Source organism: Streptomyces sp. M92 (assembly GCF_028473745.1).
GTDB lineage: Bacteria > Actinomycetota > Actinomycetes > Streptomycetales > Streptomycetaceae > Streptomyces.
This window is the reverse complement of record NZ_CP101137.1, coordinates 999,552-1,025,470: the sequence shown is the minus strand read 5'-3', so window position 1 is coordinate 1,025,470 and position 25,919 is coordinate 999,552. Positions and strand designations below refer to the sequence as shown.

At 72.3% G+C, this 25,919-nt stretch carries 20 protein-coding genes; 10 read left to right on the top strand and 10 right to left on the bottom strand.

Annotation, left to right across the window (positions count from 1 at the left end):
• Positions 1-568: 568 nt before the first annotated feature.
• The gene (locus tag M6G08_RS04590; RefSeq protein ID WP_272585901.1) at positions 569-1,054 is read right to left on the bottom strand and encodes a carboxymuconolactone decarboxylase family protein; all 486 of its coding nucleotides are present in this window, start codon (positions 1,052-1,054) and stop codon (positions 569-571) included.
• A 144-nt stretch (positions 1,055-1,198) separates the two neighbouring features.
• Here M6G08_RS04590 and M6G08_RS04585 point away from each other — a divergent pair, with 144 nt between their 5' ends.
• On the top strand, positions 1,199-2,143 hold the full coding sequence (locus M6G08_RS04585; protein WP_272585900.1) for an RNA polymerase sigma-70 factor: 945 nt from the start codon (positions 1,199-1,201) through the stop codon (positions 2,141-2,143).
• 13 nt (positions 2,144-2,156) lie between these two features.
• Here M6G08_RS04585 and M6G08_RS04580 read toward each other — a convergent pair whose 3' ends face one another.
• The gene (locus M6G08_RS04580) at positions 2,157-2,960 is read right to left on the bottom strand and encodes an ArsR/SmtB family transcription factor (RefSeq protein WP_272585899.1); all 804 of its coding nucleotides are present in this window, start codon (positions 2,958-2,960) and stop codon (positions 2,157-2,159) included.
• 126 nt (positions 2,961-3,086) lie between these two features.
• Here M6G08_RS04580 and M6G08_RS04575 point away from each other — a divergent pair, with 126 nt between their 5' ends.
• On the top strand, positions 3,087-3,704 hold the full coding sequence (locus M6G08_RS04575) for a TOPRIM nucleotidyl transferase/hydrolase domain-containing protein (RefSeq protein ID WP_272585898.1): 618 nt from the start codon (positions 3,087-3,089) through the stop codon (positions 3,702-3,704).
• Positions 3,705-3,752: 48 nt separating this feature from the next.
• On the opposite strand, the gene M6G08_RS04570 is transcribed toward M6G08_RS04575, so the two are convergent.
• The 3 genes from M6G08_RS04570 to M6G08_RS04560 are packed head-to-tail and all read right to left on the bottom strand — an operon-like array spanning position 3,753 to position 6,048.
• On the bottom strand, positions 3,753-5,093 hold the full coding sequence (locus M6G08_RS04570; protein ID WP_272585897.1) for an ankyrin repeat domain-containing protein: 1,341 nt from the start codon (positions 5,091-5,093) through the stop codon (positions 3,753-3,755).
• 56 nt (positions 5,094-5,149) lie between these two features.
• Positions 5,150-5,479: an ATP-binding protein gene (locus M6G08_RS04565; RefSeq protein ID WP_272591259.1), complete on the bottom strand. Its 330-nt coding sequence runs from the start codon at positions 5,477-5,479 to the stop codon at positions 5,150-5,152.
• On the bottom strand, positions 5,476-6,048 hold the full coding sequence (locus M6G08_RS04560; RefSeq protein WP_272585896.1) for a Uma2 family endonuclease: 573 nt from the start codon (positions 6,046-6,048) through the stop codon (positions 5,476-5,478). Before M6G08_RS04560 ends, M6G08_RS04565 begins: the two co-directional genes overlap by 4 nt.
• A gap of 66 nt (positions 6,049-6,114) precedes the next feature.
• Between M6G08_RS04560 and recD2 the strand changes: the two genes are divergently transcribed.
• Both recD2 and M6G08_RS04550 read left to right on the top strand, forming a co-directional pair.
• On the top strand, positions 6,115-8,370 hold the full coding sequence (recD2, locus tag M6G08_RS04555) for an SF1B family DNA helicase RecD2 (protein ID WP_272585895.1): 2,256 nt from the start codon (positions 6,115-6,117) through the stop codon (positions 8,368-8,370).
• A 243-nt stretch (positions 8,371-8,613) separates the two neighbouring features.
• On the top strand, positions 8,614-9,903 hold the full coding sequence (locus M6G08_RS04550; RefSeq protein ID WP_272585894.1) for a citrate synthase: 1,290 nt from the start codon (positions 8,614-8,616) through the stop codon (positions 9,901-9,903).
• 597 nt (positions 9,904-10,500) lie between these two features.
• Here M6G08_RS04550 and M6G08_RS04545 read toward each other — a convergent pair.
• Positions 10,501-12,774 carry a heavy metal translocating P-type ATPase gene (locus M6G08_RS04545; RefSeq protein WP_272585893.1) on the bottom strand — a complete coding sequence of 758 codons (2,274 nt, stop codon included), beginning with the start codon at positions 12,772-12,774 and terminating at the stop codon, positions 10,501-10,503.
• A 34-nt stretch (positions 12,775-12,808) separates the two neighbouring features.
• A complete protein-coding gene (locus M6G08_RS04540) occupies positions 12,809-13,048 on the bottom strand; it encodes a heavy-metal-associated domain-containing protein (RefSeq protein ID WP_272585892.1) in 240 nt (79 codons plus the stop codon).
• 187 nt (positions 13,049-13,235) lie between these two features.
• On the opposite strand from M6G08_RS04540, the gene M6G08_RS04535 reads away from it, so the two are divergent.
• A complete protein-coding gene (locus tag M6G08_RS04535; protein ID WP_272585891.1) occupies positions 13,236-14,273 on the top strand; it encodes a zinc-dependent alcohol dehydrogenase family protein in 1,038 nt (345 codons plus the stop codon).
• Here the strand turns inward: M6G08_RS04535 and M6G08_RS04530 are convergent.
• Positions 14,260-14,862 (bottom strand): GNAT family N-acetyltransferase, encoded by a 603-nt coding sequence (locus M6G08_RS04530; RefSeq protein ID WP_272585890.1) that lies wholly within the window; start codon positions 14,860-14,862, stop codon positions 14,260-14,262. The two genes, M6G08_RS04535 and M6G08_RS04530, sit on opposite strands and share 14 nt — an antisense overlap.
• Positions 14,863-14,912: 50 nt before the next feature.
• Positions 14,913-15,104: a helix-turn-helix transcriptional regulator gene (locus M6G08_RS04525; RefSeq protein WP_217251636.1), complete on the bottom strand. Its 192-nt coding sequence runs from the start codon at positions 15,102-15,104 to the stop codon at positions 14,913-14,915.
• 807 nt (positions 15,105-15,911) lie between these two features.
• On the opposite strand from M6G08_RS04525, the gene mmsA reads away from it, so the two are divergent.
• A complete protein-coding gene (mmsA, locus tag M6G08_RS04520) occupies positions 15,912-17,414 on the top strand; it encodes a CoA-acylating methylmalonate-semialdehyde dehydrogenase (protein WP_272585888.1) in 1,503 nt (500 codons plus the stop codon).
• A gap of 63 nt (positions 17,415-17,477) precedes the next feature.
• Here mmsA and M6G08_RS04515 read toward each other — a convergent pair whose 3' ends face one another.
• Entirely contained in the window at positions 17,478-18,338 is an 861-nt protein-coding gene (locus tag M6G08_RS04515) for an SCO4651 family lipoprotein (protein WP_272585887.1), read from the bottom strand.
• A 212-nt stretch (positions 18,339-18,550) separates the two neighbouring features.
• On the opposite strand from M6G08_RS04515, the gene M6G08_RS04510 reads away from it, so the two are divergent.
• The 4 genes from M6G08_RS04510 to M6G08_RS04495 all read left to right on the top strand — a co-directional run bounded on the left by M6G08_RS04510 (position 18,551) and on the right by M6G08_RS04495 (position 25,913).
• Positions 18,551-21,196: an alpha/beta fold hydrolase gene (locus M6G08_RS04510; protein WP_272585886.1), complete on the top strand. Its 2,646-nt coding sequence runs from the start codon at positions 18,551-18,553 to the stop codon at positions 21,194-21,196.
• A 2-nt stretch (positions 21,197-21,198) separates the two neighbouring features.
• Complete coding sequence (locus M6G08_RS04505) at positions 21,199-22,077, top strand: ABC transporter permease (RefSeq protein ID WP_272585885.1); 879 nt, start codon at positions 21,199-21,201, stop codon at positions 22,075-22,077.
• A gap of 194 nt (positions 22,078-22,271) precedes the next feature.
• Positions 22,272-23,840, top strand: a complete 1,569-nt coding sequence (locus M6G08_RS04500) for a vWA domain-containing protein (protein WP_272585884.1) — start codon at positions 22,272-22,274, stop codon at positions 23,838-23,840.
• 144 nt (positions 23,841-23,984) lie between these two features.
• Positions 23,985-25,913, top strand: coding sequence for an AMP-dependent synthetase/ligase (locus M6G08_RS04495; protein WP_272585883.1), 1,929 nt, complete (start codon positions 23,985-23,987; stop codon positions 25,911-25,913).
• Positions 25,914-25,919: the final 6 nt, after the last annotated feature.

Genomic DNA, 25,919 nt, shown 5'->3' with positions numbered 1-25,919 from the left:
TCAGCGGCTTTCCGGTGGTGGGTGGTGCGCCCCGGCCCCGGTGGCGGCACGCCACGCCACGCGGTTTCGGCACCGACGGCCGGGGGGTGGTGGTGTGGTCTCGGAAATGGATGACACTTCGGGTCGAAGTGTCATCCATTTTGGGAGGGTGGTCGGGGGCGGGGCTTTTGGCCCCTGCTGCTCGTCCGGCGGGTTGGCCGCCGAGACTGCGTGGCGTGCCGCCGCGGGGCTGGGGCGGTGTATGTGGCCGCGCCGGCCACCGGCGGTGAAGTCGCTGAGCCGAGGTGGCGTGCCGGCGAGGCGCGGGCGCGTTCCGCCGTCGCCGGGTGCGTACGCGGGGGGCGGCTGATCGTGAACCGGGTTTGGCCACCCGTTCTTCCGGGCCGCTCGCTCGCTTCTGACCCGTGGTGGAGCGGGCCGAGTCAAGGGTGGCCCGAAGGGTCATCGCCGAAGGCGACGCGACCGCAGGGAGCGCCCTTTACTCGGGTCGCGGAGGCACGACACTGGCAAGGAAGCGGGCGGCCCCAACGGCCACCCGCCAACCCGGCCCCGCGCCGACGCCCGCGCGTCAGCTCATAGCCGCCTTGAACATCCCCGCCTCGTAGGAACCGCCCTTCTGGTGCGTGATCACGGCGAGCCGGTTGGCCGCGTTGATCAGGGCGACCTGGCAGATCAGCGCGGCGGTCTGGTCGTCGTCGTAGTGCTTGCGCACCTGCGCCCAGGTCTCGTCGGAAACGCCCTCGTGGGCGTCGGCGAGCCGGGTGCCCTCCTCGGCGAGCGCCAGCGCGGCCCGCTCGGCCTCGGTGAACACGTCGGACTCGCGCCAGACGGCGACCAGGTGCAGCCGCACCGCGCTCTCCCCGGCGGCGGCCGCCTCCTTGACGTGCATGTCGACGCAGTGCCCGCAGCCGTTGATCTGGCTGGCCCGCAGCGACACCAGCTCCTGCGTCGATTTCGGCAGCGCCGACTCGTGGACCAGCATCCCGGCGCCCGCGAACCGCTTCGCGAACCTGCCTGCGAACTCGTTCTCGAACAGGTTGAATCGGGTGTCCATGATCCCGTCCTCGCTCTCGGTGACTCAGTGACTCGGTGACGAACACGAGACGCCGGCGGCCCGCTCCCTGTGACGGGATGCCGATGTGACGTGGCCCACCGACGGCGGGTGTCACAGAACCCCGGCGGCCGGTGTCCTGTGCGCGTGACGGAAACGACCGAACCGAACGAACGGGAGAAGCCGGTGACCGGTGAGAACGGCGGACGCGACCAGGACGGCGCCACCGAGACCTTCGTCGCCCACCGCAACCTGCTCTTCACGGTCGCGTACGAGATGCTCGGCTCGGCGGCGGACGCCGAGGACGTCCTCCAGGAGACCTGGCTGCGCTGGGCGGACGTCGACCTCGGCGCCGTACGCGACCGGCGTGCGTACCTCGTCCGCGTCACCACCCGCCAGGCCCTGAACAGGCTCCGCACCCTCGGCCGCCGCAAGGAGTCCTACGTCGGCTCCTGGCTGCCCGAGCCGCTGCTGACCACCCCCGACGTGGCGGAGGACGTCGAGCTGGCCGACAGCGTGTCGATGGCGATGATGCTGGTGCTGGAGACGTTGTCGCCGACCGAGCGTGCGGTGTTCGTACTGCGCGAGGTGTTCGACCTCGGCTACGACGAGATCGCCGACGCCGTGGAGAAGAGCCCGGCCGCCGTCCGGCAGATCGCCCACCGGGCCCGCGCGCACGTCGCGGCCCGCCGCCCGCGCGGGGTGGTCTCGACGACCGAGTCCCAGAAGGCACTCGCGGCCTTCCGGCGGGCCGTGGAGACGGGTGACCTCCAGGGCCTGCTCGACATCCTCTCCCCGGACGTCGTCCTGCTCGGCGACGGCGGCGGGATCAAGCAGGCCGTCCTGCGCCCCATCGCGGGAGCCGACAAGGTGGCCCGCCTGATGCTCGGCGGACTGGCCAAACACACCGTCGCGCTGTCGATGGAACCGGCCCAGGTCAACGGCTACCCGGCGCTGACCCTCCACGTCGACGGCGAGCTCGACACCGTGGTGGCGGTCCGCTTCGACGACGGCCGCATCAGCGGCCTCTACGCCGTCCGCAACCCGGAGAAGCTGTCGCACATGCACCGGGAGACGGCCCTGCGCCGCTGAGGGACCGACCGGCTCACTGGGGCTCCGGCAGCGTCTCGCCGGTCTCCAGCAGTGTCTTGAGGCCGGCCAGGAGGGCCGGCCAGCCGTGCTGGATCATCTCGCGGACGGTGCTGCCGGGCTCGAACCCGTCGTGGACGACGGTCAGTTTCACCAGTCCCCCGCCGAGGTCCTCGATCTCGAACGTGACCTTCGACCGCCGCTCGGCGGAGAGCTTGGCGAGGGTCTCGTCGTCGATGCCGTTGGCCGTCGCCCACTCGGGCGTGAAGGTGTGCCAGGTGTACGACAGGCGCCGGAAGGGCTCGGACTCGAGGACGACCTGCCCGGGGTCGGCGGTCTCCGTCTCCCGCTCCTTCCACACCACGGGCGACCCGGCCGCCCAGTCGGTGCCGAACTCGACACCCCAGTAGCGCCGGGTGAAGGCGGGGTCGGTCAGGCCCTGCCACAGCTTCTCGGGCGTGGTCCCGATGTAGGTCGTGTAGACGAACGCGTTGCCGTCCGTGCGGTCCATGGCGGTGTCCTCCAGCGCCTGCTTGAGGTCGGCGAGTGCGCGCACCCGATCCCGGTCGTAGCGGCTGATCCAGCGTTCGGCGATGGCGTTGATCGGCTCGGCGTTGAGGTAGTGCAGCTTCTCCCGGCCCCGCCGGACGGCGGTGACCAGGTGGGCCGCCTCCAGTACCGCCAGGTGCTTGCTGACCGACTGCCGGGCCATGTCCAGCCCGGCGCACAGCTCGCGCAGGCTCTGCCCGTTGCGCGCGTTCAGGCTGTCCAGCAGTCGGCGCCGACTGCCGTCGGCCAGCGCCTTGAAGACCTCGTCCATCTCCGCCCCTTTGACATGCAGCCCATTGGCTGCCTATAACGTTAGGCAGCTGACAGGCTGCACGTCAAACGGACAGGCTCGCGATATTCGCTACCGCCCCGGCCGCCGAGGGCGGAGACTCGACCCATGGCGGACATGGCATCGTTCCGGGACGCGGTCACGGCGTGGGCGGCGGGCGGACCCGAAGGCCCCGCACGCGAACTCGCCGGGCGCCTGTCCGTCCGTACGGCGGTGCTGCTCGAAGGGCCGAGCGACACGGCGGCGGTCGACGCACTGGCCGCGCACCACGGCCGGGACCTCGCGACGGAGGGGATCTGCGTTCTGTCGATGGGCGGCGCGATGAGCGTCGGCCGCTTCGCGGGCCTCCTCGGTCCGAGGGGCCTGGACCTGCGCCTCACCGGCCTGTGCGACGAACGGGAACGCGGCTACTACGTCCGCGCCCTGGACCGCGCGCACGCCTCCCCCGACGACCTCTTCGTCTGCACGGCCGACCTGGAGGACGAGCTGATCCGCGCGCTCGGCGAGGACCGGGTGACGGAACTGATCGAGACGGAGGGTGACCTCCGCCCCCTGCGGACCTTCCTCCGCCAGCCCGCCCAGCAGGACCGCACGGCCCGCCAGCAACTCCGCCGCTTCTTCGGCACGAAGAAGGGCCGCAAGATCCACTACGGTCGTGTGCTGGTCGAGGCCTTGGACCCGGCCCGCACGCCCGACCCGCTGGCGGGGCTGTTCGCGGCACTGTGACGCCGGCGCCCCGTCGGCCTACGCGTCACCGGGTCCCGGCGCGAGCGGTCATGGACGGCGCTCCCGGCGCGTCCAGTCCCACAGCGCGTCAACCCGGTGGTCGTGCTCGAACCCGCCGCCGAGCGGCCCGATCCGCTCGACGGCCTCCCCGGTGCGCGGATCGTCGCGCAGCACGAGGCCGTAGGCCGCCTCCAGGCGTACGAGCTGGTTGTCGTCGCCGAGCAGTGCGGCCAGGGCGTCGGCGGTGACGGCCGTACGGTCCGGTGAGGCGGTCAGCGCCTCCGCCACCGCGCCCCGCAGTTCCCGCTCCGGCCCCTCGGCCAGGCGGGCCAGTTCAGCGGCGGCCTGCGCGAGAAGGGCGTCGTCCTTCAGGGGCGCCCGGCACGCCTCCAGCCGTACGCGGGCGTCCGGATCGCCGAGGAGGACGAGCAGGGCAGCGCCGGCCTCGGGCGAGCGGGTCTCCGACGCGGCGAGGACGGTGGTCGCGCGCAGGCGCACGCGGAGGTCCCGGTGTGCGGCGTGGCGCAGTCCCGTCGCCTCCATGCGGGGATGCTCGTACTCGGCGAAGGCCTCCAGCACCTTCGCGAGCACCGCACCGTCCGTCTCCCGCGTCGCCCACGCGGCCAGGAACTCGCTCTCCCGCTCCGCGAAGGGGGAGTCGCACGCGATGATCCCGCGCGTCCGCAGGTAGTCCGCGACGAACCGGCGGTGTGTCGGATCGGGGTGGTCGCCGTGGGCCAGCACGGCCGACCAGGTCTCCTGGCGGTGGCGCTCCACAAGCGCGTAGCACACTGCCCACCAGTCGACGTGCTCCTCGTCCGCCACGGAGACGGCACGGTCGATCAGTTCGTCGACGGGGGGCAGGACCTGAAAGCGTGACTCCAGCCACGTCAGGACCGCCCCGTGCCCGGCCCGTACGACCAGGCCGCCGAGCGCGTGCTGTTCGACCCAGTCGTACCCGTCGTCCGTCACCCGGTCCGACACGGCGGGACCTCGCGATCCCGTCCTGCGCCGCAACTCCTCGACCGCGCCCGTCTCGTACCAGCTCCGGGCCCGGACGAGCAGCCGCGCACGCTCCTGTTCCGGCAGCCGCAGCCGGGGATCCTTGCCGAGTACCGAGCAGAAGACGGCCGGAGACCCGCCGTCGAGCGCCCGCAGCAACGGCGTACTCCCGTCCGGAAGCACCCGGTCGGGATCGGCCCCACCGTCCATCAGGGCCTCGGCGACCGGGGCGTCGTAGGCCGCAACGGCAGTGCACAGCACCGGCAACCCGCTGTCGGCGTCCACAGTGTTCGGGTCCGCCCCCTCGGACAGCAGGTCCCGCACCGCGCCGGCGTCACCGGACGGGACCGCCGAGACCAGCCGGCGATCGAGTTCACTCGCACTCATGCGGCGAGCCTCCGGAAGATCCCGGGTCGGGGCAAGTGAATTGCCCGGGCGGGCCTTCAGGCTGCCGACAGCTCGCACCAGACGTACTTGTCCCGATTGCCGTGTCTGGCCAGCGGATGCCATCCCCACACGTCGGCGCAGGCCCGGACCAGCGCCAGCCACCGCCCTGCCTCCGACTCCTCCACCCGCCCGAAGGCAGCCGGGGGTTCGGGTGGTTCCGGGTCCGCGTCCCACGCCCCGATCCGCAGCGTGCCCGGCGGCGACCAGCGGATGCGGAGGGCGGCGGGGCCCTTGGCGTGCCGTACGGCGTTGGAGACCGGCTCCGTCGCGAGCAGTTCGGCGACGTCTACGAGGCGGACCCGGTCAATCCCGTCCCCGACCCTCAGCCCTCCCGGCCGTACCTGCGGAACTCCGACGTCTCCACCGTCCACGGCCCGAACGCCACCGAGTCACCGAAGATGTACGGCTCTTTGCTGCTGTAGCGGCCCTTGCAAGGGTCGGAGTGGACCTCGATCGTGCCGGTGCGCGGGTCGACGATCATGTGGTGCGGGATGCCCATGGCCGGGTATTCGGTCAGCTTCTCGTCGTAGTCGTTGCTCGGGTTGGACGGTGAGACGATCTCGACGGCAGCCAGCACCTGCGTCGCGTCGACGGCGAGGCCTTCTTCGTCGAGGGTGGCTTCGGGGATCACGACGGCACCGGGGCGGCGCATGCGGCCGATGGCCGGATGCTCGATCTCGGGGCCGTTCGCGCAGATGTAGCCGGGGTGGGTGCGGGGCAGTTGCGCGTCCAGCTGCTTGCAGATGCGGCGGACCGTGCCCTCGTGTCGCTTCGACGGGCACATCATCGCCAGTATCGGACCGGACGGCCCGATCTCGACGCTCCACGACCCCTCGAGCTGTTCCGAGTAGGCCCCGAGCTCTGCGGCGATGGCGCGCATCCTGGCGTAGTCCATGAGCCCAGGGTACTGAGAGGGCGACTCTCCCACCGCCGTGTCAGTCCCCACCGGTACCGTCGGATCATGACCGACCAGCCCCCCGCGGCCCCCGGCGAGCGGCGGCTCGCCACCCTCGAAGGCGTCCTGGAGCGCGTCACGTACGCCAACGAGGAGAACGGCTACACCGTCGCCCGTGTCGACACCGGCAGAGGCGCCGGCGACCTGCTGACCGTCGTCGGCGCGCTGCTCGGCGCGCAGGTCGGGGAGTCGCTGCGGATGGAGGGGCGGTGGGGCTCGCACCCGCAGTACGGCAAGCAGTTCCACGTCGAGAACTACACGACCGTCCTGCCCGCCACCGTCCAGGGCATCCGGCGCTACCTCGGCTCCGGCCTCGTCAAGGGCATCGGGCCGGTCTTCGCCGACCGCATCACGCAGCATTTCGGCATCGACACCCTCACCGTCATCGAGGAGGAGCCCAAGCGGCTGATCGAGGTGCCCGGCCTCGGTCCCAAGCGGACGAAGAAGATCGCCGACGCCTGGGAGGAGCAGAAGGCGATCAAGGAGGTCATGCTCTTCCTCCAGACCGTCGAGGTGTCCACCTCCATCGCCGTGCGCATCTACAAGAAGTACGGCGACGCGTCGATCTCCGTCGTGAAGAACCAGCCCTACCGCCTGGCCGCCGACGTCTGGGGCATCGGCTTCCTCACCGCCGACAAGATCGCCCAGTCCGTCGGCATCCCGCACGACAGCCCGGAACGGGTGAAGGCGGGCTTGCAGTACGCCCTGTCCCAGGCCACCGACCAGGGGCACTGCTATCTCCCCGAGGAGAAGTTGATCGCCGACGCGGTGAAGTTGCTCCAGGTGGACACCGGGCTCGTCATCGAGTGTCTGGGAGAGCTGGCCGCCGAGCCGGAGAACCCGGACGACGACCCCGGCGTCGTGCGCGAGAAGGTGCCCGGCCCGGAGGGCGGCGACCCGGTCACCGCCGTCTACCTCGTCCCCTTCCACCGCGCCGAGCTGGCCCTCGCCGGACAGCTCCGCCGCCTCCTGCGTACCGAGGAGGACCGGATGCCCGCCTTCCAGGGCGTGGCCTGGGACAAGGCGCTCGGGTGGCTCGGGCAGCGCACGGGCGCCGATCTCGCGCCCGAGCAGGAGGCGGCCGTACGCCTCGCCCTCACCGAGAAGGTCGCCGTCCTCACCGGCGGGCCCGGCTGCGGCAAGTCGTTCACCGTGCGGTCGGTCGTGGAGCTGGCGCGCGCGAAGAAGGCGAAGGTGGTGCTCGCCGCGCCCACCGGGCGGGCGGCCAAGCGCCTCGCCGAGCTGACCGGCGCCGAGGCGTCCACGGTGCACCGGCTGCTGGAGCTGAAGCCGGGCGGTGACGCCGCCTACGACCGGGACCGGCCCCTCGACGCCGACCTCGTCGTGGTGGACGAGGCGTCGATGCTGGACCTGCTCCTCGCCAACAAGCTGGTCAAGGCGGTGCCCCCGGGTGCCCATCTGCTCTTCGTCGGGGACGTCGACCAGCTGCCGAGTGTGGGGGCGGGGGAGGTGCTGCGGGATCTGCTCGCACCCGGCAGCCCCGTTCCCGCCGTCCGGCTCACCCGGGTCTTCCGGCAGGCCCAGCAGTCGGGGGTGGTGACCAACGCGCACCGGATCAACGCCGGACAGCATCCGCTCACCGACGGGATGAAGGACTTCTTCCTCTTCGTCGAGGACGACACCGAGGAGGCGGGGCGGCTCACCGTCGACGTAGCCGCGCGGCGCATTCCGGCGAAGTTCGGGCTCGACCCGCGGCGTGATGTGCAGGTGCTGGCGCCGATGCACCGGGGGCCCGCCGGCGCCGGGACGCTGAACGGGCTGCTCCAGCAGGCCGTCACCCCCGGCCGCCCGGATCTCGCCGAGAAGAGGTTCGGCGGCCGTGTTTTCCGGGTCGGCGACAAGGTCACCCAGATTCGCAACAATTACGAGAAGGGTGAGAACGGTGTCTTCAACGGCACCGTCGGCGTGGTCACCTCGCTCGACCCGGTGGACCAGCGCCTCACCGTGCTGACGGACGAGGACGAGGAGGTTCCGTACGAATTCGACGAACTGGACGAACTGGCCCACGCCTACGCGGTGACCATCCACCGGTCCCAGGGCAGTGAGTATCCGGCGGTCGTGATTCCCGTGACCACCGGTGCCTGGATGATGCTCCAGCGGAACCTGCTCTACACGGCGGTCACCCGGGCCAAGCGGCTGGTCGTCCTCGTCGGTTCCCGCAAGGCGATCGGACAGGCGGTGCGCACGGTGTCGGCCGGCCGGCGCTGCACGGCGCTCGACTTCCGGCTGGCGGGCCCCTGACCCCGAAGACCTTCCGGCAAACCTCCCCGCCCTGTGAAAAAAATGATCGATCAAATGAGTCGGGAAGGTCACAGAGCACTTCCGGATGGGGAGGAGAGGGGGCAGGATGAGCTAGTTGGCGGCACTGAGTGCCGCCGATAGGCCCGATGGTCGACCCCGAGTGCACTCTCCTGAGCCAAGTGGGGGATGGTAGAGACAGTCAGGGCACCTCGAAGATGAGGCACTACGTCGGTGAGGGAAGACGTGAGCGACAACTCTGTAGTACTGCGGTACGGCGACGGCGAGTACACCTACCCGGTGATCGACAGCACCGTCGGCGACAAGGGCTTCGACATCGGGAAGCTCCGCGCCCAGACCGGTCTGGTGACGCTGGACAGCGGTTACGGCAACACCGCTGCCTACAAATCCGCCATTACCTACCTGGATGGCGAAGCCGGCATCCTCCGGTACCGCGGCTACCCGATCGAGCAGCTGGCCGAGCGTTCCTCCTTCGTGGAGGTCGCCTACCTGCTGATCAACGGCGAGCTGCCGACCGTCGACCAGCTGGCCGCCTTCAAGGGCGAGATCACGCAGCACACCCTGCTGCACGAGGACGTCAAGAACTTCTACAAGGGCTTCCCGCGCGACGCCCACCCGATGGCGATGCTGTCGTCGGTGGTCTCCGCGCTGTCGACGTTCTACCAGGACAGCCACAACCCGTTCGACGAGCGTCAGCGCAACCTCTCGACGATCCGGCTGCTCGCCAAGCTCCCGACGATCGCCGCCTACGCGTACAAGAAGTCGATCGGCCACCCGTTCGTCTACCCGCGCAACGACCTCGGCTACGTCGAGAACTTCCTGCGCATGACCTTCTCGGTCCCCGCCCAGGAGTACGAGCTCGACCCGGTCGTCGTCTCCGCGCTGGACAAGCTGCTGATCCTGCACGCGGACCACGAGCAGAACTGCTCGACCTCCACGGTCCGTCTGGTCGGCTCCTCCCAGGCGAACATGTTCGCGTCGATCTCGGCCGGCATCAACGCCCTGTGGGGCCCGCTGCACGGCGGCGCCAACCAGTCGGTGCTGGAGATGCTGGAGGGCATCCGCGACTCCGGCGGCGACGTCGACACCTTCATCCGCAAGGTGAAGAACAAGGAGGACGGCGTCCGCCTGATGGGCTTCGGCCACCGGGTCTACAAGAACTTCGACCCGCGTGCCAAGATCATCAAGGCCGCCGCGCACGACGTGCTCTCCGCCCTCGGCAAGTCCGACGAGCTGCTGGACATCGCCCTCAAGCTGGAGGAGCACGCGCTCTCCGACGACTACTTCGTCTCGCGCAGCCTCTACCCGAACGTCGACTTCTACACCGGCCTGATCTACCGGGCCATGGGCTTCCCGACCGAGATGTTCACGGTCCTGTTCGCCCTCGGCCGCCTGCCGGGCTGGATCGCCCAGTGGCACGAGATGATCAAGGAGCCGGGTTCCCGCATCGGCCGCCCGCGCCAGATCTACACCGGCGTCGTCGAGCGCGACTTCGTGCCGGTCGAGGAGCGCTGAGCCGCCAGGCACCCCCGCAGCGCGTCCGAGGAGTCCCGTGCCGCCCGAGCGGTACGGGACTCGTCCTTTCCCGGGGCCGTACACGGGACAGCAGAAGGCGCCCTGGCGCCGGTCCCCCCACGGGCCGACGAACCAGGGCGCCTTCCCATGTCCCGGTGCGGATTCCCCCCACGGGATCCGGCCGGGCGTCTGTGAGGACAGCGCCTGAATCGCTGTGTATGAGCACGACGGGCCGAGCCCGCCGTGTACGTGTCGTGCGGTCGTGCGGTCTGCCGGGACAGCGCACCCGGGAGGGCCGCTCAAAGCTTCCCGGTGTACGTGTCCCGGCAACGCAGCTCTGGGAAAGTCCCCCAAGACATCCCCAGATGCCAGGTGGCGCCCCCCAAGACGCTGCCTGACATCGCCAACTTAGACCTTCGAACCCCTTCGATGGTTACGTTCGCATCACTGTGATCTGCGTCTCTTGCATATGTCCCTTAGGTGCGCAAGAGCCCCGGTACGTCGACCGGGACCCAAGCGTAAGGAAGATGCGCGAGCCTTGTGAAGAGCTTATGTGAGGCGCGTGCCGGACTCCAGAGGTCTCCGGGCATCGAGACCTCAGCGAAACGCGCGCAGGCGCAGGCTGTTGGTCACCACGAACACCGAGGAGAAGGCCATCGCCGCCCCCGCGATCATCGGGTTCAGCAGCCCGGCGGCGGCCAGCGGCAGCGCGGCCACGTTGTAGCCGAAGGCCCACACGAGGTTGCCCTTGATCGTGGACAGGGTGCGCCGGGAGAGGCGGATCGCGTCCGCGGCCACCCTGAGGTCCCCGCGCACCAGGGTCAGGTCGCCCGCCTCGATGGCCGCGTCCGTCCCCGTGCCCATGGCCAGGCCCAGGTCGGCGGTGGCGAGCGCGGCCGCGTCGTTGACGCCGTCGCCGACCATGGCGACCGTACGGCCCTCGCGCCGCAGCCGCTCCACCACGGCCACCTTCTCCTCGGGCAGCACCTCGGCGATCACCTCGTCGACGCCGACGGCGCGGGCGACCGACTCGGCCACCCGCCGGTCGTCGCCGGTCAGCAGTACGGGGGTCAGACCCAGCCGGCGCAGCTCGGACACCGCCTGTGCGCTGGTCTCCCGGACCGTGTCCGCGACCGCGACCACCCCGCGCGCGACACCGTCCCAGCCGACCGCGACGGCCGTACGGCCGTCCCTGACGGCCTCGTCGAGAGCGTGGGCAACCTCGGGCGGCAGAGTCTCGTAGAGGCGGCCCACGGCCACCTCACGGCCCTCCACGCGCCCGCGTACGCCCCGCCCGGGGACGTTCTCGAAGTTCTCGACCCCGGGCAGCGTGCCGGTCCGCTCCTGTGCGCCGGCGGCGACCGCGCGGGCCACGGGATGCTCGGAGGCGTGCTCGACGGCGCCCGCGAGCCGCAGCAGCTCCGCCTCGTCGGTGCCCTCGGCGGCGTACACCTCGTGGAGGGTCATCCGGCCCGTGGTGACGGTGCCGGTCTTGTCCAGGACGACCGTGTCGACGCGCCGGGTGGACTCCAGCACCTCCGGGCCCTTGATCAGGATGCCGAGCTGGGCGCCGCGGCCCGTGCCCACCAGCAGCGCGGTCGGCGTCGCCAGGCCCAGCGCGCACGGGCAGGCGATGATCAGTACGGCGACGGCGGCGGTGAACGCGGCGACCGTGTCGCCGGTGGTGCCCAGCCACCCGCCGAAGGTCGCGAAGGCGATCAGCAGCACGACGGGCACGAAGACCCCGGAGATCCGGTCGGCGAGCCGCTGCACCTCGGCCTTGCCGCTCTGCGCGTCCTCGACCAGCTTCGCCATCCGCGCCAGCCGCGTGTCGGCGCCGACCCGGGTGGCCTCCACCACCAGCCGGCCCCCCACGTTGACCGTGGCGCCGGTGACGGTGTCGCCCGCCCCGACGTCCACCGGGACCGACTCGCCGGTCAGCATCGAGACGTCCACCGCCCCGGCGCCCTCGACCACCGTGCCGTCGGTGGCGATCTTCTCGCCGGGCCGTACGACGAACCGGTCGCCGACCGTCAGCCGGCCCACCGGCACCCGTACCTCGTGCCCGTCCCGTACGACGGAGACGTCCTTGGCGCCCAGCTCCATCAGCGCCCGCAGCGCGGCACCGGCGCGGCGCTTGGAGCGGGCCTCCAGCCAGCGGCCGAGGAGGAGGAAGGCGGTGACCCCGGCGGCGGCCTCCAGATAGATCGCGGAGGTGCCGTCGGCACGGGAGACGGTGAGGTCGAAGCCGTGCCGCATGCCCGGCATGCCCGCGTCCCCGAAGAACAGCGCCCACAGCGACCAGCCGAACGCCGCGAGGGTGCCCAGTGAGACCAGGGTGTCCATGGTGGCGGCGCCGTGCCGGAGGTTGGTCCAGGCGGCGCGGTGGAAGGGGAGGCCGCCCCAGACCACCACGGGGGCGGCCAGGGTGAGCGAGAGCCACTGCCAGTTGTCGAACTGCAGCGCCGGGACCATGGCCAGCAGGACGACGGGGGCGGCGAGGAGGGCGGAGACGAGCAGGCGGTGGCGCAGGGCGGACAGCTCGGGGTCGTCGTCCGCGCCGGTGCCCTCCGCGTCGACGGCCTCCGCGTCGGCGGCCGGCTCCGGCGGCGCCGGTTCCTCCGCGGTGTAGCCCGTCCTGACGACGGTGGCGATCAGGTCGGCGACGGTGGTGGTCGCCGGGTGGGTGATCCGGGCCTTCTCCGTCGCGTAGTTCACCGTGGCGGTGACGCCGTCCATGCGGTTGAGCTTCTTCTCGACGCGGGCCGCGCAGGAGGCGCAGGTCATCCCGCCGACGATCAGCTCGACCTCGGCGAGGTCCGGCCCGGTGGCCGTGGCGTCCGCGGGCGTCTGAGCGGTGGTGCTGGTCATGGTCCGGACTCCCGTCCGCCCCCGGCGGGGCCGCTCAGGCCCTGCCGACCAGCTCGAAGCCGGCCTCGTCCACGGCGGCGCGCACGGCCTCGTCGTCGAGGGGCGTCTCGGAGACGACGGTGACCACACCGGTGGAGGCGACCGCCTGCACCGAGCCGACGCCCGCGATCTCGGAGATCTCGCCGGAGACGGCGCCCTCGCAGTGTCCGCAGCTCATTCCGCTCACCTTGTAGACGGTGGTGACGGAGCCCTGGGTGTCGGTCTGGGCGGTCATGTCGTTACTCCCTCGTCGGGGCGTGCATGGTGGTCTGTGCGTGGCCGGCGTGGACCCCGCATCTCCCACTGTACCCCTAGGGGGTATGGCTGCGGATGGGCCTGCCGTGAGATGAGGGACGGGAGGCGGAAACTCCGCCACAGGACTCCCCACGAGAGTGCGGGAAGCACGAAAGTGAGGGTGACGGATGCGCGCGGTCGTGTTCGAGCGCTTCGGAGAGCCGGCCGAGGTCCGGGAGGTCGCCGACCCGGAGCCCGCGCCGCACGGCGTCGTGGTGCGCGTCGAGGCCACCGGGCTGTGCCGCAGCGACTGGCACGGCTGGCAGGGCCACGACCCGGACATCACGCTGCCGCACGTGCCCGGGCACGAACTCGCCGGCGTCGTCGAGGCGGCCGGCGACCGGGTGGCCGGGTGGCGGCCCGGCGACCGGGTGACCGTGCCCTTCGTCTGCGCCTGCGGGAGCTGCGCCGCGTGCGCGGCGGGGGACCAGCAGGTGTGCGAGCACCAGACCCAGCCGGGCTTCACGCACTGGGGCTCCTTCGCCGAGTACGTCGCGCTCGACCACGCCGACGTCAACCTCGTCGCCGTCCCCGAGGGCATGTCGTACGCGACCGCCGCCTCGCTCGGCTGCCGGTTCGCCACCGCCTTCCGGGCCGTCGTGCAGCAGGGCCGGGTCGCGGCGGGGGAGTGGGTGGCGGTGCACGGCTGCGGGGGCGTCGGCCTGTCCGCCGTGATGATCGCCGCGGCCTCGGGCGCCCGGGTGGTCGCCGTGGACGTGTCGGCGCGGGCGCTGGAGCTGGCCCGTACCTTCGGCGCGGTGGAGTGCGTGGACGCCTCCCGGACGCCGGACACGGCGGCGGCCGTCCGCGACCTCACCGGCGGCGGCGCCCACCTCTCCCTAGACGCGCTCGGCTCGCCCGTCACCTGCGCCGCGTCCGTGTCCGGCCTGCGCCGCCGCGGCCGGCACGTCCAGGTCGGGCTGCTGCCCTCGGCGGACGGCACCACACCGGTGCCGATGGCCCGCGCCGTCGCCCTGGAGCTCGAACTCCTGGGCAGCCACGGGATGGCCGCGCACACCTACCCGCCGATGCTGGAACTGGTCCGCGGCCAAGTGCTCCGGCCCGATCTGCTGGTGACGTCCACCATCGGGCTGGAGGCGGTCCCGGCGGCCCTCGCGGCGATGGGGACGGCGCCCGGCGCGGGGGTGACGGTCATCGAGCCGTGACGTCGGCCGCCGACCGGGCGGAGGCGGCGCCGGGACGCCCTCGGTGGACGGCCCACTCGTGGTCGAGTACGGCCATCAGTACCTCGTCCACCCACACGCCGTCCCGCCACGCGGCTTCGCGCCGCGTTCCCTCCACCACGAAGCCGGTTTTCTCGTACACCCGCCGGGCCCGGCGGTTGTCCGCGTAGACCTCCAGCTGGACGCGGTGCAGGCCTGCCTGGTCGAAACCGTGGCCGACGATCAGCCGTGTCGCCTCGCTCCCCAGCCCCCGGCCGCGTCCGCGGGGGCCGATGAGGGTCCGGAAGGCGCAGCTGCGTGCTGACGGGTCCCACTCGTACAGGACGACCTCGCCGACGAGTTCCCCGGTGACGCGGTCGGTGACGGCGAGGTCGAGCCGGTCGGGGTCGCCGGTACGCACGCCGTACCACGAGCGCAGTCGTTCCCGGGTGAGTTCGGTGGTCGGCTCGAAGGTGAACCGGATGACCTCCGGGTCGCCGATGATCTCCCACATCGCGTCGGCGTCCTGCTGGGTGAACGGCCGCAGGACGGTTTTCTCACCGGTCAGGACGGGTTTCACGGAGAAGTCCATGGGCGGAACCATGCCCCACGGGACGACGGGATTCCGAACGGATTTTTGGCCTACCGCTTCCGGTTGCGCGGTCGGGACGCCACCCAGGCCAGGACCGTGTCCGCGTACCAGTACGGCTTCCCGCCCTCCACGTGATCGGGCGGCGGCAGCAGCCCGTGCTTGCGGTACGACCGCACGGTGTCCGGTTGCACCCGGATGTGGGCCGCGATGTCCTTGTAGGACCAGAGCCTTCGGTCGGTCACTAGCCGCACCTCCCTGCGCGCACCACGGCGGCGACCGGGGACGGCCGCCGGGGGGAGCCGGGGTGCTGCGTCGGCGATCACCAAGCCTGTTACGGGTGAACGACACCGGGTGACGGACGGTCAGGGGCCGTTCCCGGATGTGACGGAAGGCCCGTGCGCGCGTGACGTGTGTGACGGGACCGGGCCTTTTGTGACACGAGTGCCACGAAGGCGTACGCACGGGTCCCGGCGTGGCGCGTTGACTTCGGGGCGGGCGGACAAACCGTGGGTGCGGACGGGCGGTTGTCCGGGCCGCGTCGTCCGAATGTCCGGACAAAACATTGACAGGCCGGACCCGCGGGGCTAGAAACCGGGGGAGACGCAACGGCGGGCACTGGAACGGCGGCACGACGCCCGGTGTGAAGACGGGCGCGAGGACACGCACGAAGGGGAACGCGATGGCGCACGACCCGATCGCCGGGGGCCCGGAGTGCGCGCCCGCCGTCGCCGGTTCCCCCACCGAACGCCTCCGGCGCGGGACGGCCGACTCGCCCTGGCAGGAGCGAGGCGCGAGCGCCGACTCCCCGCTCGCACCGGCCCCGCGCCGGAGGTTCCTCCGCCCGCCGGGGCGCCGGGCGCCGACACTGCCCCACGTGTCTACGCGGACGCCCAAACCGCATACACAGTGTCGGGCGCGCCCGGAGCGCCCGGCTGCTGGGATGGACCCATGGCAGTGACCGCGGCCCGACCGTCGCCGGTCACCGCCCGTGAGCTGGACCAACGGCACGTCTCGACCCGTCGCCGCCATCTGTGAAGGAGTTCTCGGTCATGACGAACATCGTCAACCACTGGATCGGCGGCAAGACCGCCGAAGGCGCCTCGGGCACGTACGGGCCGGTGACGAACCCGGCGACCGGCGCGGTCGCCACCAAGGTCGCCTTTGCCTCGGTCGAAGAGGTGGACGCCGCGGTCGCCGCCGCCCAGGAGGCGTACCTGACCTGGGGTCAGTCCTCGCTGGCGCAGCGGACGTCGGTCCTCTTCAAGTTCCGGGCGCTGCTGGACGCCCACCGTGACGAGATCGCCGAGCTGATCACCGCCGAGCACGGCAAGGTGCACTCCGACGCGCTCGGCGAGGTCGCGCGCGGCCTGGAGATCGTCGACCTGGCCTGCGGCATCAACGTGCAGCTGAAGGGGGAGCTGTCGACGGAGGTCGCCACCCGCGTGGACGTGTCCTCGATCCGGCAGCCGCTCGGCGTCGTCGCCGGCATCACGCCGTTCAACTTCCCGGCGATGGTGCCGATGTGGATGTTCCCCATCGCCATCGCCTGCGGCAACACCTTCGTGCTCAAGCCGAGCGAGAAGGACCCCTCGGCCGCGAACAGGATCGCCGAGCTGCTCTCCGAGGCCGGACTGCCGGACGGTGTCTTCAACGTCGTCCACGGCGACAAGGTGGCCGTGGACCGCCTCCTGGAGCACCCGGACGTCAAGGCGGTCTCCTTCGTCGGCTCTACCCCGATCGCCCGTTACATCCACACCACCGCCTCCGCGAACGGCAAGCGCGTCCAGGCACTCGGCGGCGCCAAGAACCACATGCTGGTGCTGCCCGACGCCGACCTCGACGCGGCGGCCGACGCCGCCGTGTCCGCGGCCTACGGCTCGGCGGGCGAGCGCTGCATGGCGATCTCCGCGGTCGTGGCGGTCGGCGCGATCGGTGACGAGCTGGTCCAGAAGATCCGCGAGCGCGCCGAGAAGATCAAGATCGGCCCCGGCGACGACCCGACCTCCGAGATGGGTCCGCTCATCACCAAGGCGCACCGCGACAAGGTGGCGTCCTACGTCGAGGGCGCGGCGGCCGAGGGCTGCGAGGTCGTGCTCGACGGCACCGGCCACACGGTCGACGGCCACGAGGACGGCCACTGGATCGGCATCTCCCTGCTGGACCGGGTGCCGACCACGGCGAAGGCGTACCAGGACGAGATCTTCGGCCCGGTGCTGTGTGTGCTGCGCGCGGACACCTACGAGGAGGGCCTGGCCCTCATCAACGCCTCGCCCTTCGGCAACGGCACCGCGATCTTCACCCGGGACGGCGGCGCGGCCCGCCGCTTCCAGCTGGAGGTCGAGGCCGGCATGGTCGGCGTGAACGTCCCGATCCCGGTCCCCGTCGGCTACCACTCCTTCGGCGGCTGGAAGGACTCGCTCTTCGGCGACCACCACATCTACGGCAACGACGGCACGCACTTCTACACCCGCGGCAAGGTCGTCACCACTCGCTGGCCGGACCCGGCCGACGCCCCGGCGGGCGTGGACCTGGGCTTCCCGCGCAACCACTGACCGAGGTCAGCGAGATCCCGTGCCCCGGCCCGCCCGTGCGGGCCGGGGCACCGCCGCGCAGTCTCAGCCGGCCATCGCCCCGGAGTTCTTCACTTCCTCGGTGAGGTCCCCGACCTCCTGCGCGGGCGGGGCCACGATGTCCTGCGTGGCGCCGAACTTGTCGAAGTCCATGGTGACCGTCATGGCACCGAACTCCTGGGTCAGGCGCACCGGCAGGTCCTTCTCGCCCACCCAGACGTCCATGGTGATCGAGTCGCCGCCGGTGGAGTTCAGCATGCTGTCGGCGCCGCTGAAGGCGTCCTTGAACTTGCCCATGTCCTCCCCGTCGAGCACCGCGCGGTAGTGCGTCGTGGGCTTGCCGTTGACGGTCTCCGCGCCGAGGTCCTCGACGTCGCTGGCGTACTTGAGACCCTTCATGGAGTCCGCCGGGCTGGCCCCGCCGCCGGTCCCGCTGAACGCGGCGGCGCCGGACTCGCCGAAGACCGCCGATCCGTCGATCTTCATCCACTCCTTGCCCGCGAGCGGACCGGTGGGCTGCGGGTCGATGTCGTAGTAGTAGGCGCCGTCCACGAACAGGGTGCGCACGGTCGGGGAGTCCGTGAGGTCCTGCATCTGCACGGCGTCGGTGTCCATCTCGACGTCGAGCGCGTAGCCGTCGCCCCAGGAGTACGTGCCGTCCATGGCGATCGGCTCGCCGGTGCCCAGCTCGGTCGTCGTCCTGACCTCGGCGGAGCCCAGCTCCTCGGTCCGGTCGGTGGCCCGCGAGAGCGCCGCCATGATCGTGTCGGCCTTGCTCACCGCCGTGTCGGCCGCCTTCTCGGCGCCCTCGGCCGCCGACTTGACGCCCTCCGAACCGCACGCGGTCGCCGTGACCATCGCCGCCGCCGTCAGCCCCACCCAGGCCGCTGTGTACCTCAGCTTCATGAGTCCCCGCCCGTTGCCGTGTTCCTGTGATTCACCTGTGCCCAGGACTCTACCGGCAGCCACCGACAGCGCCGGAGGGCCGCCACCCGTCGCCGAGGGCCCTGCCTACCGCAACCGTGGTACACGACGTCCGCCGCGTACTGCCCCGGGAGGGGCGGAGGTTCGGCCCCGGGGCTGCCCCCGATGTCGGCGGCGGCCCGTACCGTTGACGCATGGATCTTCGACTGCCCCGCGTGCGAGGGCTGCTACGGGGGCCGCGGCGGATGCTCGCCGCCGCGGCCGTCGTCGTCGTGCTCGCCGGCGCCGGGACCTGGACGGCCGTCGCCGGTGACGACCCGCCCCCGGTGCACCGCTCGGACCGGGTCGTCGCGGTGGGCGACGGGGTGCGCCTGGACACCTCGTACTTCACGGCGGGCTCCGACGGCCGCCGCCCGGCTGTCCTGCTCGCGCACGGCTTCGGCGGCAGCAAGGCCGACGTGCGGGATCAGGCGGAGGACCTGGCCCGCGACGGGTACGCGGTCCTGACCTGGTCGGCGCGCGGCTTCGGCGAATCCACCGGGAAGATCGGGCTCAACGCCCCGGACGGCGAGGTCGCCGACGTCTCCCGGCTGATCGACTGGCTGGCCGGGCGGCCCGAGGTCCGGCTGGATGAGAAGGGCGACCCACGCGTGGGCGTGGCCGGCGGCTCGTACGGCGGCGCGGTCTCGCTGCTGGCCGCCGGGTACGACGACCGGGTCGACGCGATCGCCCCGGCCGTCACCTACTGGAACCTCTCGGACGCCCTCTTCCCGAACGACGTCTTCAAGAAGCTCTGGGCCGGCATCTTCGTCAACCTGGGCGGCGGCTGCGACCGGTTCGAGGACGAGCTGTGCCGCATGTACCAGCGGGTCGCCGAGTCCGGGAAGCCGGACGCCCAGGCCACGGACCTCCTCGACGCGCGCAGCCCGCAGGCCGTCGCCGACCGCATCGCCGTGCCCACGCTCCTGGTGCAGGGCCAGACCGACTCGCTCTTCCCGCTGGACCAGGCCGACCTGGCCGCCGAGGCGATCCGGGACAACGGCGCCCCGGTGGCGGTCGACTGGATCGCGGGCGGGCACGACGGCGGCGATCTGGAGACGGACCGCGTCGAGGCCCGTATCGGAGCGTGGTTCGACCGCTACCTGAAGGACGACGCGTCGTCCGGCACCGGTCCCGCCTTCCGCGTCAGCCGCACCGTCGGCACCGGCAGCGGCGACGGCGAGCCCCGGCTGGAGGGCGTGAGCGCCGACTCCTACCCCGGCCTGGTCAGCGAGGTGCGCGAGATCGGGCTGCGCGGCCGCGAGCAGTCCTTCGACAACCCGGCCGGCGCCAGCCCGCCCGCCGTCTCCGCCCTGCCCGGCATCGGCGGGTCCGGCGGACTCGCCCAGCTCTCCTCCCTCGGCATCGGCGTCTCCCTCGACTTCCCCGGCCAGCACGCCGCCTTCGAGTCGGCGCCGCTGGAGGAGGACCTCCGGATCACCGGCTCGCCGACCGCGACCGTGCACGTGGAGTCCACGAGCGACGAAGCCGTGCTCTTCGCCAAGGTGTACGACGTCGGACCGGGCGGCGCCCAGCCGGTGCTCCCCTCACAGCTGGTCGCGCCCGTCCGGGTGGACGACGTCGGCGACGGCAGGGACGTGGAGCTCACCCTGCCCGCGATCGACCACGAGGTGGAGCGCGGCCACCGCCTGCGCCTGGTCCTGTCCTCCACCGACCTCGGCTACGCCTCCCCGGCCGCCCCCGCCACGTACACCGTCTCCCTGGAGGGCGACCTGGCGATCCCGGCGGGTCTCGGCGACACCGGGCAGGTGGCCGGGCTGCCCGCCTGGGTCTGGTGGGCGCCGCTCGCGGGTGCGGCGGTGGCCGCGGCCCTGCTGCTGACCGCCCGCCGCCGCACCACCGCGCCACCGCCCGACCCCGCGCTGTCCGGCGTACCGCTCCAGATCACCGGCCTGACCAAGCGGTACGGCAAGTCCGGCGACCGGTACGCGGTGCGGGACCTGTCCTTCCGAGTGGAGCAGGGCCAGGTGCTCGGCCTGCTCGGTCCGAACGGCGCGGGCAAGACGACCACCCTGCGCATGCTGATGGGCCTGATCGGTCCGGACGGCGGCGAGATCCGCGTCTTCGGGCACGCCATCGCGCCCGGCGCCCCGGTGCTCTCCCGCGTCGGCGCGTTCGTCGAGGGCGCGGGTTTCCTGCCGCACCTGTCCGGCCGGGAGAACCTGGAGCTGTACTGGCGGGCCACCGGGCGCCCGCCCGGGGACGCCCACCTCGACGAGGCCCTGGAGATCGCCGGGCTCGGCGACGCGCTCGCCCGCGCGGTGCGCACCTACTCCCAGGGCATGCGCCAGCGCCTGGCCATCGCCCAGGCCATGCTGGGCCTGCCCGACCTGCTGATCCTGGACGAGCCGACCAACGGCCTGGACCCGCCGCAGATCCGCGAGATGCGCGAGGTGATGATCCGTTACGCGGCGGCCGGCCGCACGGTGATCGTCTCCAGTCACCTGCTGTCCGAGGTCGAGCAGAGCTGCACCCACCTGGTGGTCATGGACCACGGGCGGCTGGTGCAGGCGGGCCCGGTCGGCGAGATCATCGGCTCCGGCGACACGCTGCTGGTGGGCACCTGCGCGGCGGTCGACGCGCCCCTGACCGAGAAGGTGGCAGCGCTGCCGGGCGTGGCCTCGGCGGTGGCGGCCGACGGCGGGCTGCTGGTCCGCCTCGGACCGGGCGGCACCGCACGGGCCCTGATCGCCGAACTCGTCCGCCTGGACGTGCCCGTGGAGTCGGTGGGTCCCCACCGGCGCCTCGAGGACGCCTTCCTCACCCTGATCGGAGACTGAGCATGAGCACGCTGGCCGACCGCGCGGCCCCCGGCACCCGGGAGGTCGCCGAGGGCTACCGCGCGGGCCGCACGCTGCCCGTGCGGGTGGAGCTGGTCCGGCAGCTGAAGCGGCGGCGCACGCTCGTCATGGGCGGCATCCTGTTCGCCCTGCCGTTCGTCCTGCTCGTCGCCTTCCGGATCGGCGGCGAGCCGGGCGGGGCCAACGATCGGATCAGCCTGATGGACTCGGCCACCGCGTCGGGGGCGAACTTCGCCGCGGTGAACCTGTTCGCCTCCGCCGGCTTCCTCCTCGTCGTGCCCGTCGCCCTCTTCTTCGGGGACACGGTCGCCTCGGAGGCCGGCTGGTCCTCCCTGCGCTACCTGCTGGCGGCGCCGGTGCCCCGCGCCCGCCTGCTGTGGTCCAAACTGGTCGTCGCCCTCACCCTCAGCCTGGCCGCGATCGTGCTGCTGCCGCTGACCGCGCTGGCCGTGGGTACGGCCGCCTACGGCTGGGGCCCGCTGGAGCTGCCCACCGGCGGCAGCCTGTCCACCGGCACCGCGGCCGAGCGCCTGGCCATCACGGTGGCGTACGTCTTCGTCTCGCAACTGGTCACCGCCGCGCTGGCGTTCTGGCTGTCCACCAAGACGGACGCCCCGCTCGGCGCGGTAGGCGGCGCGGTCGGCCTCACCATCATCGGCAACGTCCTGGACGAGGTGACCGCTCTCGGCGGCTGGCGCGACCTCCTTCCCGCGCACTGGCAGTACGCCTGGCTCGACACGGTCCGCCCCGAGCTGGACTGGACCCGCCTGATCCAGGGCACGTCCCTGTCCGTGACGTACGCCCTGGTCCTCTTCGCCCTGGCCTTCCGGGGCTTCGCCCGCAAGGACGTGGTGTCGTAGGGCCCGTCTCCCGCGCCCCCTCCGGGAGACGGGCAGACCTCGGCGAGATCACCGGAAGATCACCCACCGGTCTCGGCGGCACGCTCCCGTGCCCACTTCGAGACGCACCCGTGACGCCCCGTGCCGCACGTTCCGCCGCTTCGCGACGTCACAGTCACGTACACCGGCGTCAAGGGAACCAGGGGGCACGGAAAATGAGGCGATACCGGACACCAAGGCCGATCGGCGCGCTGCTCGCGCTCGCGGCGGCGGGCGGCCTGCTGCTCACCGGCTGCGGGGCAGGCGACGACGCGGCGCGGGGCGCGAAGGACACCGCGGTGGACTCCCGGGGCAGGGGCTCCGCGCCGATGCCCGCACCCGACCGCCCGCGCGGCGAGGGCGGACAGCACTACGACGGGGGCGCGACCACCGGCGGGACGGAGGACTCCCGCGAGATCGCCCCCGACCCCGACCTCCTGTCCACCTTCGCCCTCGACGTCGACACCGCCTCCTACGGCTACGCCCGCCGCACCCTGGCCGAGGGCCGGCTGCCCGACCCGTCGACGGTCCGGCCCGAGGAGTTCGTCAACAGCTTCCGCCAGGACTACGACCGCCCCGACGGGGACGGCTTCACGGTGACCGTGGACGGCGCCCGCACCGCCGAGGAGGACTGGTCCCTGGTCCGCGTGGGCCTGGCCACCCGGGGCGCCGAGCAGGAGGGCGAACGCCCGCCGGCCGCCCTGACCTTCGTCATCGACGTCTCCGGCTCCATGGCCGAGCCCGGCCGCCTCGACCTCGCCAAGGAATCCCTCGGCACGATGACCGACCGCCTGCGCGACGACGACTCGGTCGCGCTGGTCACCTTCAGCGACGAGGCCGAGACCGTCCTGCCGATGACCCGGCTCGGCGAACGCCGCGGCCGCGTCCACGACGCCATCGACAGCCTGGAACCCGCCGAGTCCACCAACCTCGGCGCGGGCGTCGAGACCGGCTACGACACCGCCGTCGAGGGCCGCCGCGAGGGCGCCACCAACCGCGTCGTCCTCGTCTCCGACGCGCTCGCCAACACCGGCGACACCGACGCGGACGCCATCCTCGAACGCATCGCGGACGAACGCCGCGAGCACGGCGTCACCCTCTTCGGCGTCGGCGTCGGCAGCGACTACGGCGACGCCCTGATGGAACGCCTCGCCGACAAGGGCGACGGCCACACCACGTACGTGTCGAACACCGAGGACGCCCGCGAGGTCTTCTGCGAGCAGCTCCCGCGCCACATCGAGCTGACCGCCCGCGACGCCAAGGCCCAGGTCGCCTTCGACCCGGAGACGGTCGCCGAGTTCCGCCTCGTCGGCTACGACAACCGCCGCGTCGCCGACGAGGACTTCCGCGACGACCGCGTCGACGGCGGCGAGGTCGGCCCCGGCCACACCGTCACCGCCCTGTACGCCGTCCGCGTCCGGCCCGGCGCCGACGGCCACCTCGCCACCGCCACCGTCCGCTGGCTCGACCCCGAAAGCCGGGCCCCGCACGAGGAGTCCGGTGACGTGGAGACCGGTGACCTCGGCGACTCGGTGTGGGAGGCGGACCGCGGCCTGCGGGTCACCGTCACCGCCGCCTACTTCGCCGACGCCCTGCGCGCCCCGTACGACGGCGACGGCGCTCTGCCCGGCGCACCGCGCCTGGGGGAACTCGCCGAACGCGCGGGCGCGCTGGCCGACCGCACCAAGGACCCGGACGTCCGGCAGCTCGCCACGGCCGTACGGCAGGCGGACCGGCTGACCTGACCCGACCCGCACCCGTCGGCGTACACGCCGGCCGACACGCACACCCGTCGGCCCTTGCCCCCTTACGCATGAGTAAGTTTACTTCCAAGTAAGTAAAGGGAACAGGCAGCGCAACACCACTCCGATCCGCGACCGGGAGCCGACATGGGCGTACGCAGGGACCTGAAACGGGCGAGGCAGCGCGGGGACCTGGTCTCCCGTGCGCGGACCGAGACCGTCCGGGACGCGCACGGCACCGTCCGCGAGGCCCGCACCGCGCCCCTGGCGTCCCGCCCCACCACGGGCAGCACCGCCGACATCCCGTTCACCAACGCGGCCGAGGCCCCCGGCGCCATCGTCCTGCGCCGCGAGGTGAACGGCGTCTGGCAGCCGGTCACCGCGGCGGAGTTCGCCCGCGAGGTGACCGCCGTGGCCAAGGGCCTGATCGCCGCCGGTCTGGAACCCGGCGGCCGGGTCGCCGTCATGTCCCGCACCCGCTACGAGTGGACGGTCCTGGACTTCGCGATCTGGACGGCCGGCGGCCAGACCGTCCCCGTGTACCCGACCTCCTCCGCCGACCAGGTCGAGTGGATCGTCCGCGACTCCGGCGCCCGGCACGTCGTCACCGAGACGGCGGCGAACACCGCCACCGTCGTGGCCGGCACGTCCGGCCACGACGAGCGCCCGCGCGCCTGGGAACTCGACGCCGGCGCCCTCGCCGACCTGACGGCCCTCGGCCTGGGCGTCACCGACGAGGAGGTGACCAAGCGCCGTACGGCACTGACCCCGGACTCGGTGGCGACCGTCTGCTACACCTCCGGCACCACCGGCCGCCCCAAGGGCTGCGTCCTCACCCACGCCAACCTGCACGCCGAGGCCGCCAACACGGTCGAACTGCTGCACCCGATCTTCAAGGAGGTCACCGGCCAGACCGCCTCGACTCTCCTCTTCCTGCCCCTCGCCCACATCCTCGGCCGCACCATCCAGATCGCCTGCCTGCTGGCCCGCATCGAGCTCGGCCACTTCCCGAGCATCAAGCCCGACGAACTGCGGCCGGCGCTCAAGAAGTTCCGCCCGACCTTCCTGGTCGGCGTGCCCTACCTCTTCGAGAAGATCCACGACACGGGCCGCGCGACCGCCGAGAAGATGGGCCGCGGCGCCTCCTTCGAGCGCGCCCACCGCCTCGCCGTCCGCTTCGGCGCGGCCCACCTGGAACACTTCCTCGGCCGCGGCAAGGGCCCCGCCCCCGCCCTGTGGGCCGGCTGGGCCCTGTACGACCTGCTGGTCTACCGCCGGGTCCGGTCGGAGCTCGGCGGCCGGATGCGCTACGCCATCAGCGGCGGCTCCCCGCTGGAGCGCGAACTCAACCTGTTCTTCTACGCCGCCGGAATCATGGTCTACGAGGGCTACGGCCTCACCGAGACCACCGCCGCCGCCACCATCGTCCCGCCGCTCGGCCCCCGCCCCGGCACCGTCGGCCCGCCGATCCCCGGCACGTCCGTGCGCATCGCCGACGACGGCGAGGTGCTGGTCAAGGGCGGCATCGTCTTCGGCGCCTACCGGAACAACCCGGGGGCCACCGACGCCGCCCTCACCGACGGCTGGTTCGCCACCGGAGACCTCGGCTCCCTCGACGACGACGGCTACCTCACCATCACCGGCCGCAAGAAGGACCTCCTGGTCACCTCGGGCGGCAAGAACGTCTCTCCGGCCGTCCTGGAGGACCGCCTGCGCAGCCGCCCGCCCGTCGCCCAGTGCCTCGTCGTCGGCGACAACCGGCCCTTCGTCGCCGCCCTGGTCACCCTGGACCCGGACGCCGTCGCCCACTGGCTGGCGGTGCGGAAGCTCCCCGCCGACACCCCGTTGTCGGAGCTGGTCCGCGACGAGCGGATGCGCGCCGACGTCCAGCGGGCCGTCGACCACGCCAACGCCGCCGTCTCCCGCGCCGAGTCCATCCGCGCCTTCCGCATCGTCGACGGCGAGTTCACCGAGGAGAACGGGCTGCTCACCCCGTCCCTGAAGGTGAAGCGGCAGGCCGCGGTGACCGCCTACGCCGACGAGATCGAGGCGCTGTACGCCGCGCCGGGGCGCTGACGCAGG

Excerpts from the sequence above, each read along its gene's own strand:
- M6G08_RS04590 (WP_272585901.1), bottom strand. The coding sequence starts at position 1,054 with ATGGACACCCGATTCAACCTGTTCGAGAACGAGTTCGCAGGCAGGTTC.
- M6G08_RS04580 (WP_272585899.1), bottom strand. The coding sequence starts at position 2,960 with ATGGACGAGGTCTTCAAGGCGCTGGCCGACGGCAGTCGGCGCCGACTG.
- M6G08_RS04575 (WP_272585898.1), top strand. The coding sequence starts at position 3,087 with ATGGCGGACATGGCATCGTTCCGGGACGCGGTCACGGCGTGGGCGGCG.
- M6G08_RS04570 (WP_272585897.1), bottom strand. The coding sequence starts at position 5,093 with ATGAGTGCGAGTGAACTCGATCGCCGGCTGGTCTCGGCGGTCCCGTCC.
- M6G08_RS04560 (WP_272585896.1), bottom strand. The coding sequence starts at position 6,048 with ATGGACTACGCCAGGATGCGCGCCATCGCCGCAGAGCTCGGGGCCTAC.
- recD2 (WP_272585895.1), top strand. The coding sequence starts at position 6,115 with ATGACCGACCAGCCCCCCGCGGCCCCCGGCGAGCGGCGGCTCGCCACC.
- M6G08_RS04545 (WP_272585893.1), bottom strand. The coding sequence starts at position 12,774 with ATGACCAGCACCACCGCTCAGACGCCCGCGGACGCCACGGCCACCGGG.
- M6G08_RS04540 (WP_272585892.1), bottom strand. The coding sequence starts at position 13,048 with ATGACCGCCCAGACCGACACCCAGGGCTCCGTCACCACCGTCTACAAG.
- M6G08_RS04535 (WP_272585891.1), top strand. The coding sequence starts at position 13,236 with ATGCGCGCGGTCGTGTTCGAGCGCTTCGGAGAGCCGGCCGAGGTCCGG.
- M6G08_RS04530 (WP_272585890.1), bottom strand. The coding sequence starts at position 14,862 with ATGGACTTCTCCGTGAAACCCGTCCTGACCGGTGAGAAAACCGTCCTG.
- mmsA (WP_272585888.1), top strand. The coding sequence starts at position 15,912 with ATGACGAACATCGTCAACCACTGGATCGGCGGCAAGACCGCCGAAGGC.
- M6G08_RS04515 (WP_272585887.1), bottom strand. The coding sequence starts at position 18,338 with ATGAAGCTGAGGTACACAGCGGCCTGGGTGGGGCTGACGGCGGCGGCG.
- M6G08_RS04510 (WP_272585886.1), top strand. The coding sequence starts at position 18,551 with ATGGATCTTCGACTGCCCCGCGTGCGAGGGCTGCTACGGGGGCCGCGG.
- M6G08_RS04505 (WP_272585885.1), top strand. The coding sequence starts at position 21,199 with ATGAGCACGCTGGCCGACCGCGCGGCCCCCGGCACCCGGGAGGTCGCC.
- M6G08_RS04500 (WP_272585884.1), top strand. The coding sequence starts at position 22,272 with ATGAGGCGATACCGGACACCAAGGCCGATCGGCGCGCTGCTCGCGCTC.
- M6G08_RS04495 (WP_272585883.1), top strand. The coding sequence starts at position 23,985 with ATGGGCGTACGCAGGGACCTGAAACGGGCGAGGCAGCGCGGGGACCTG.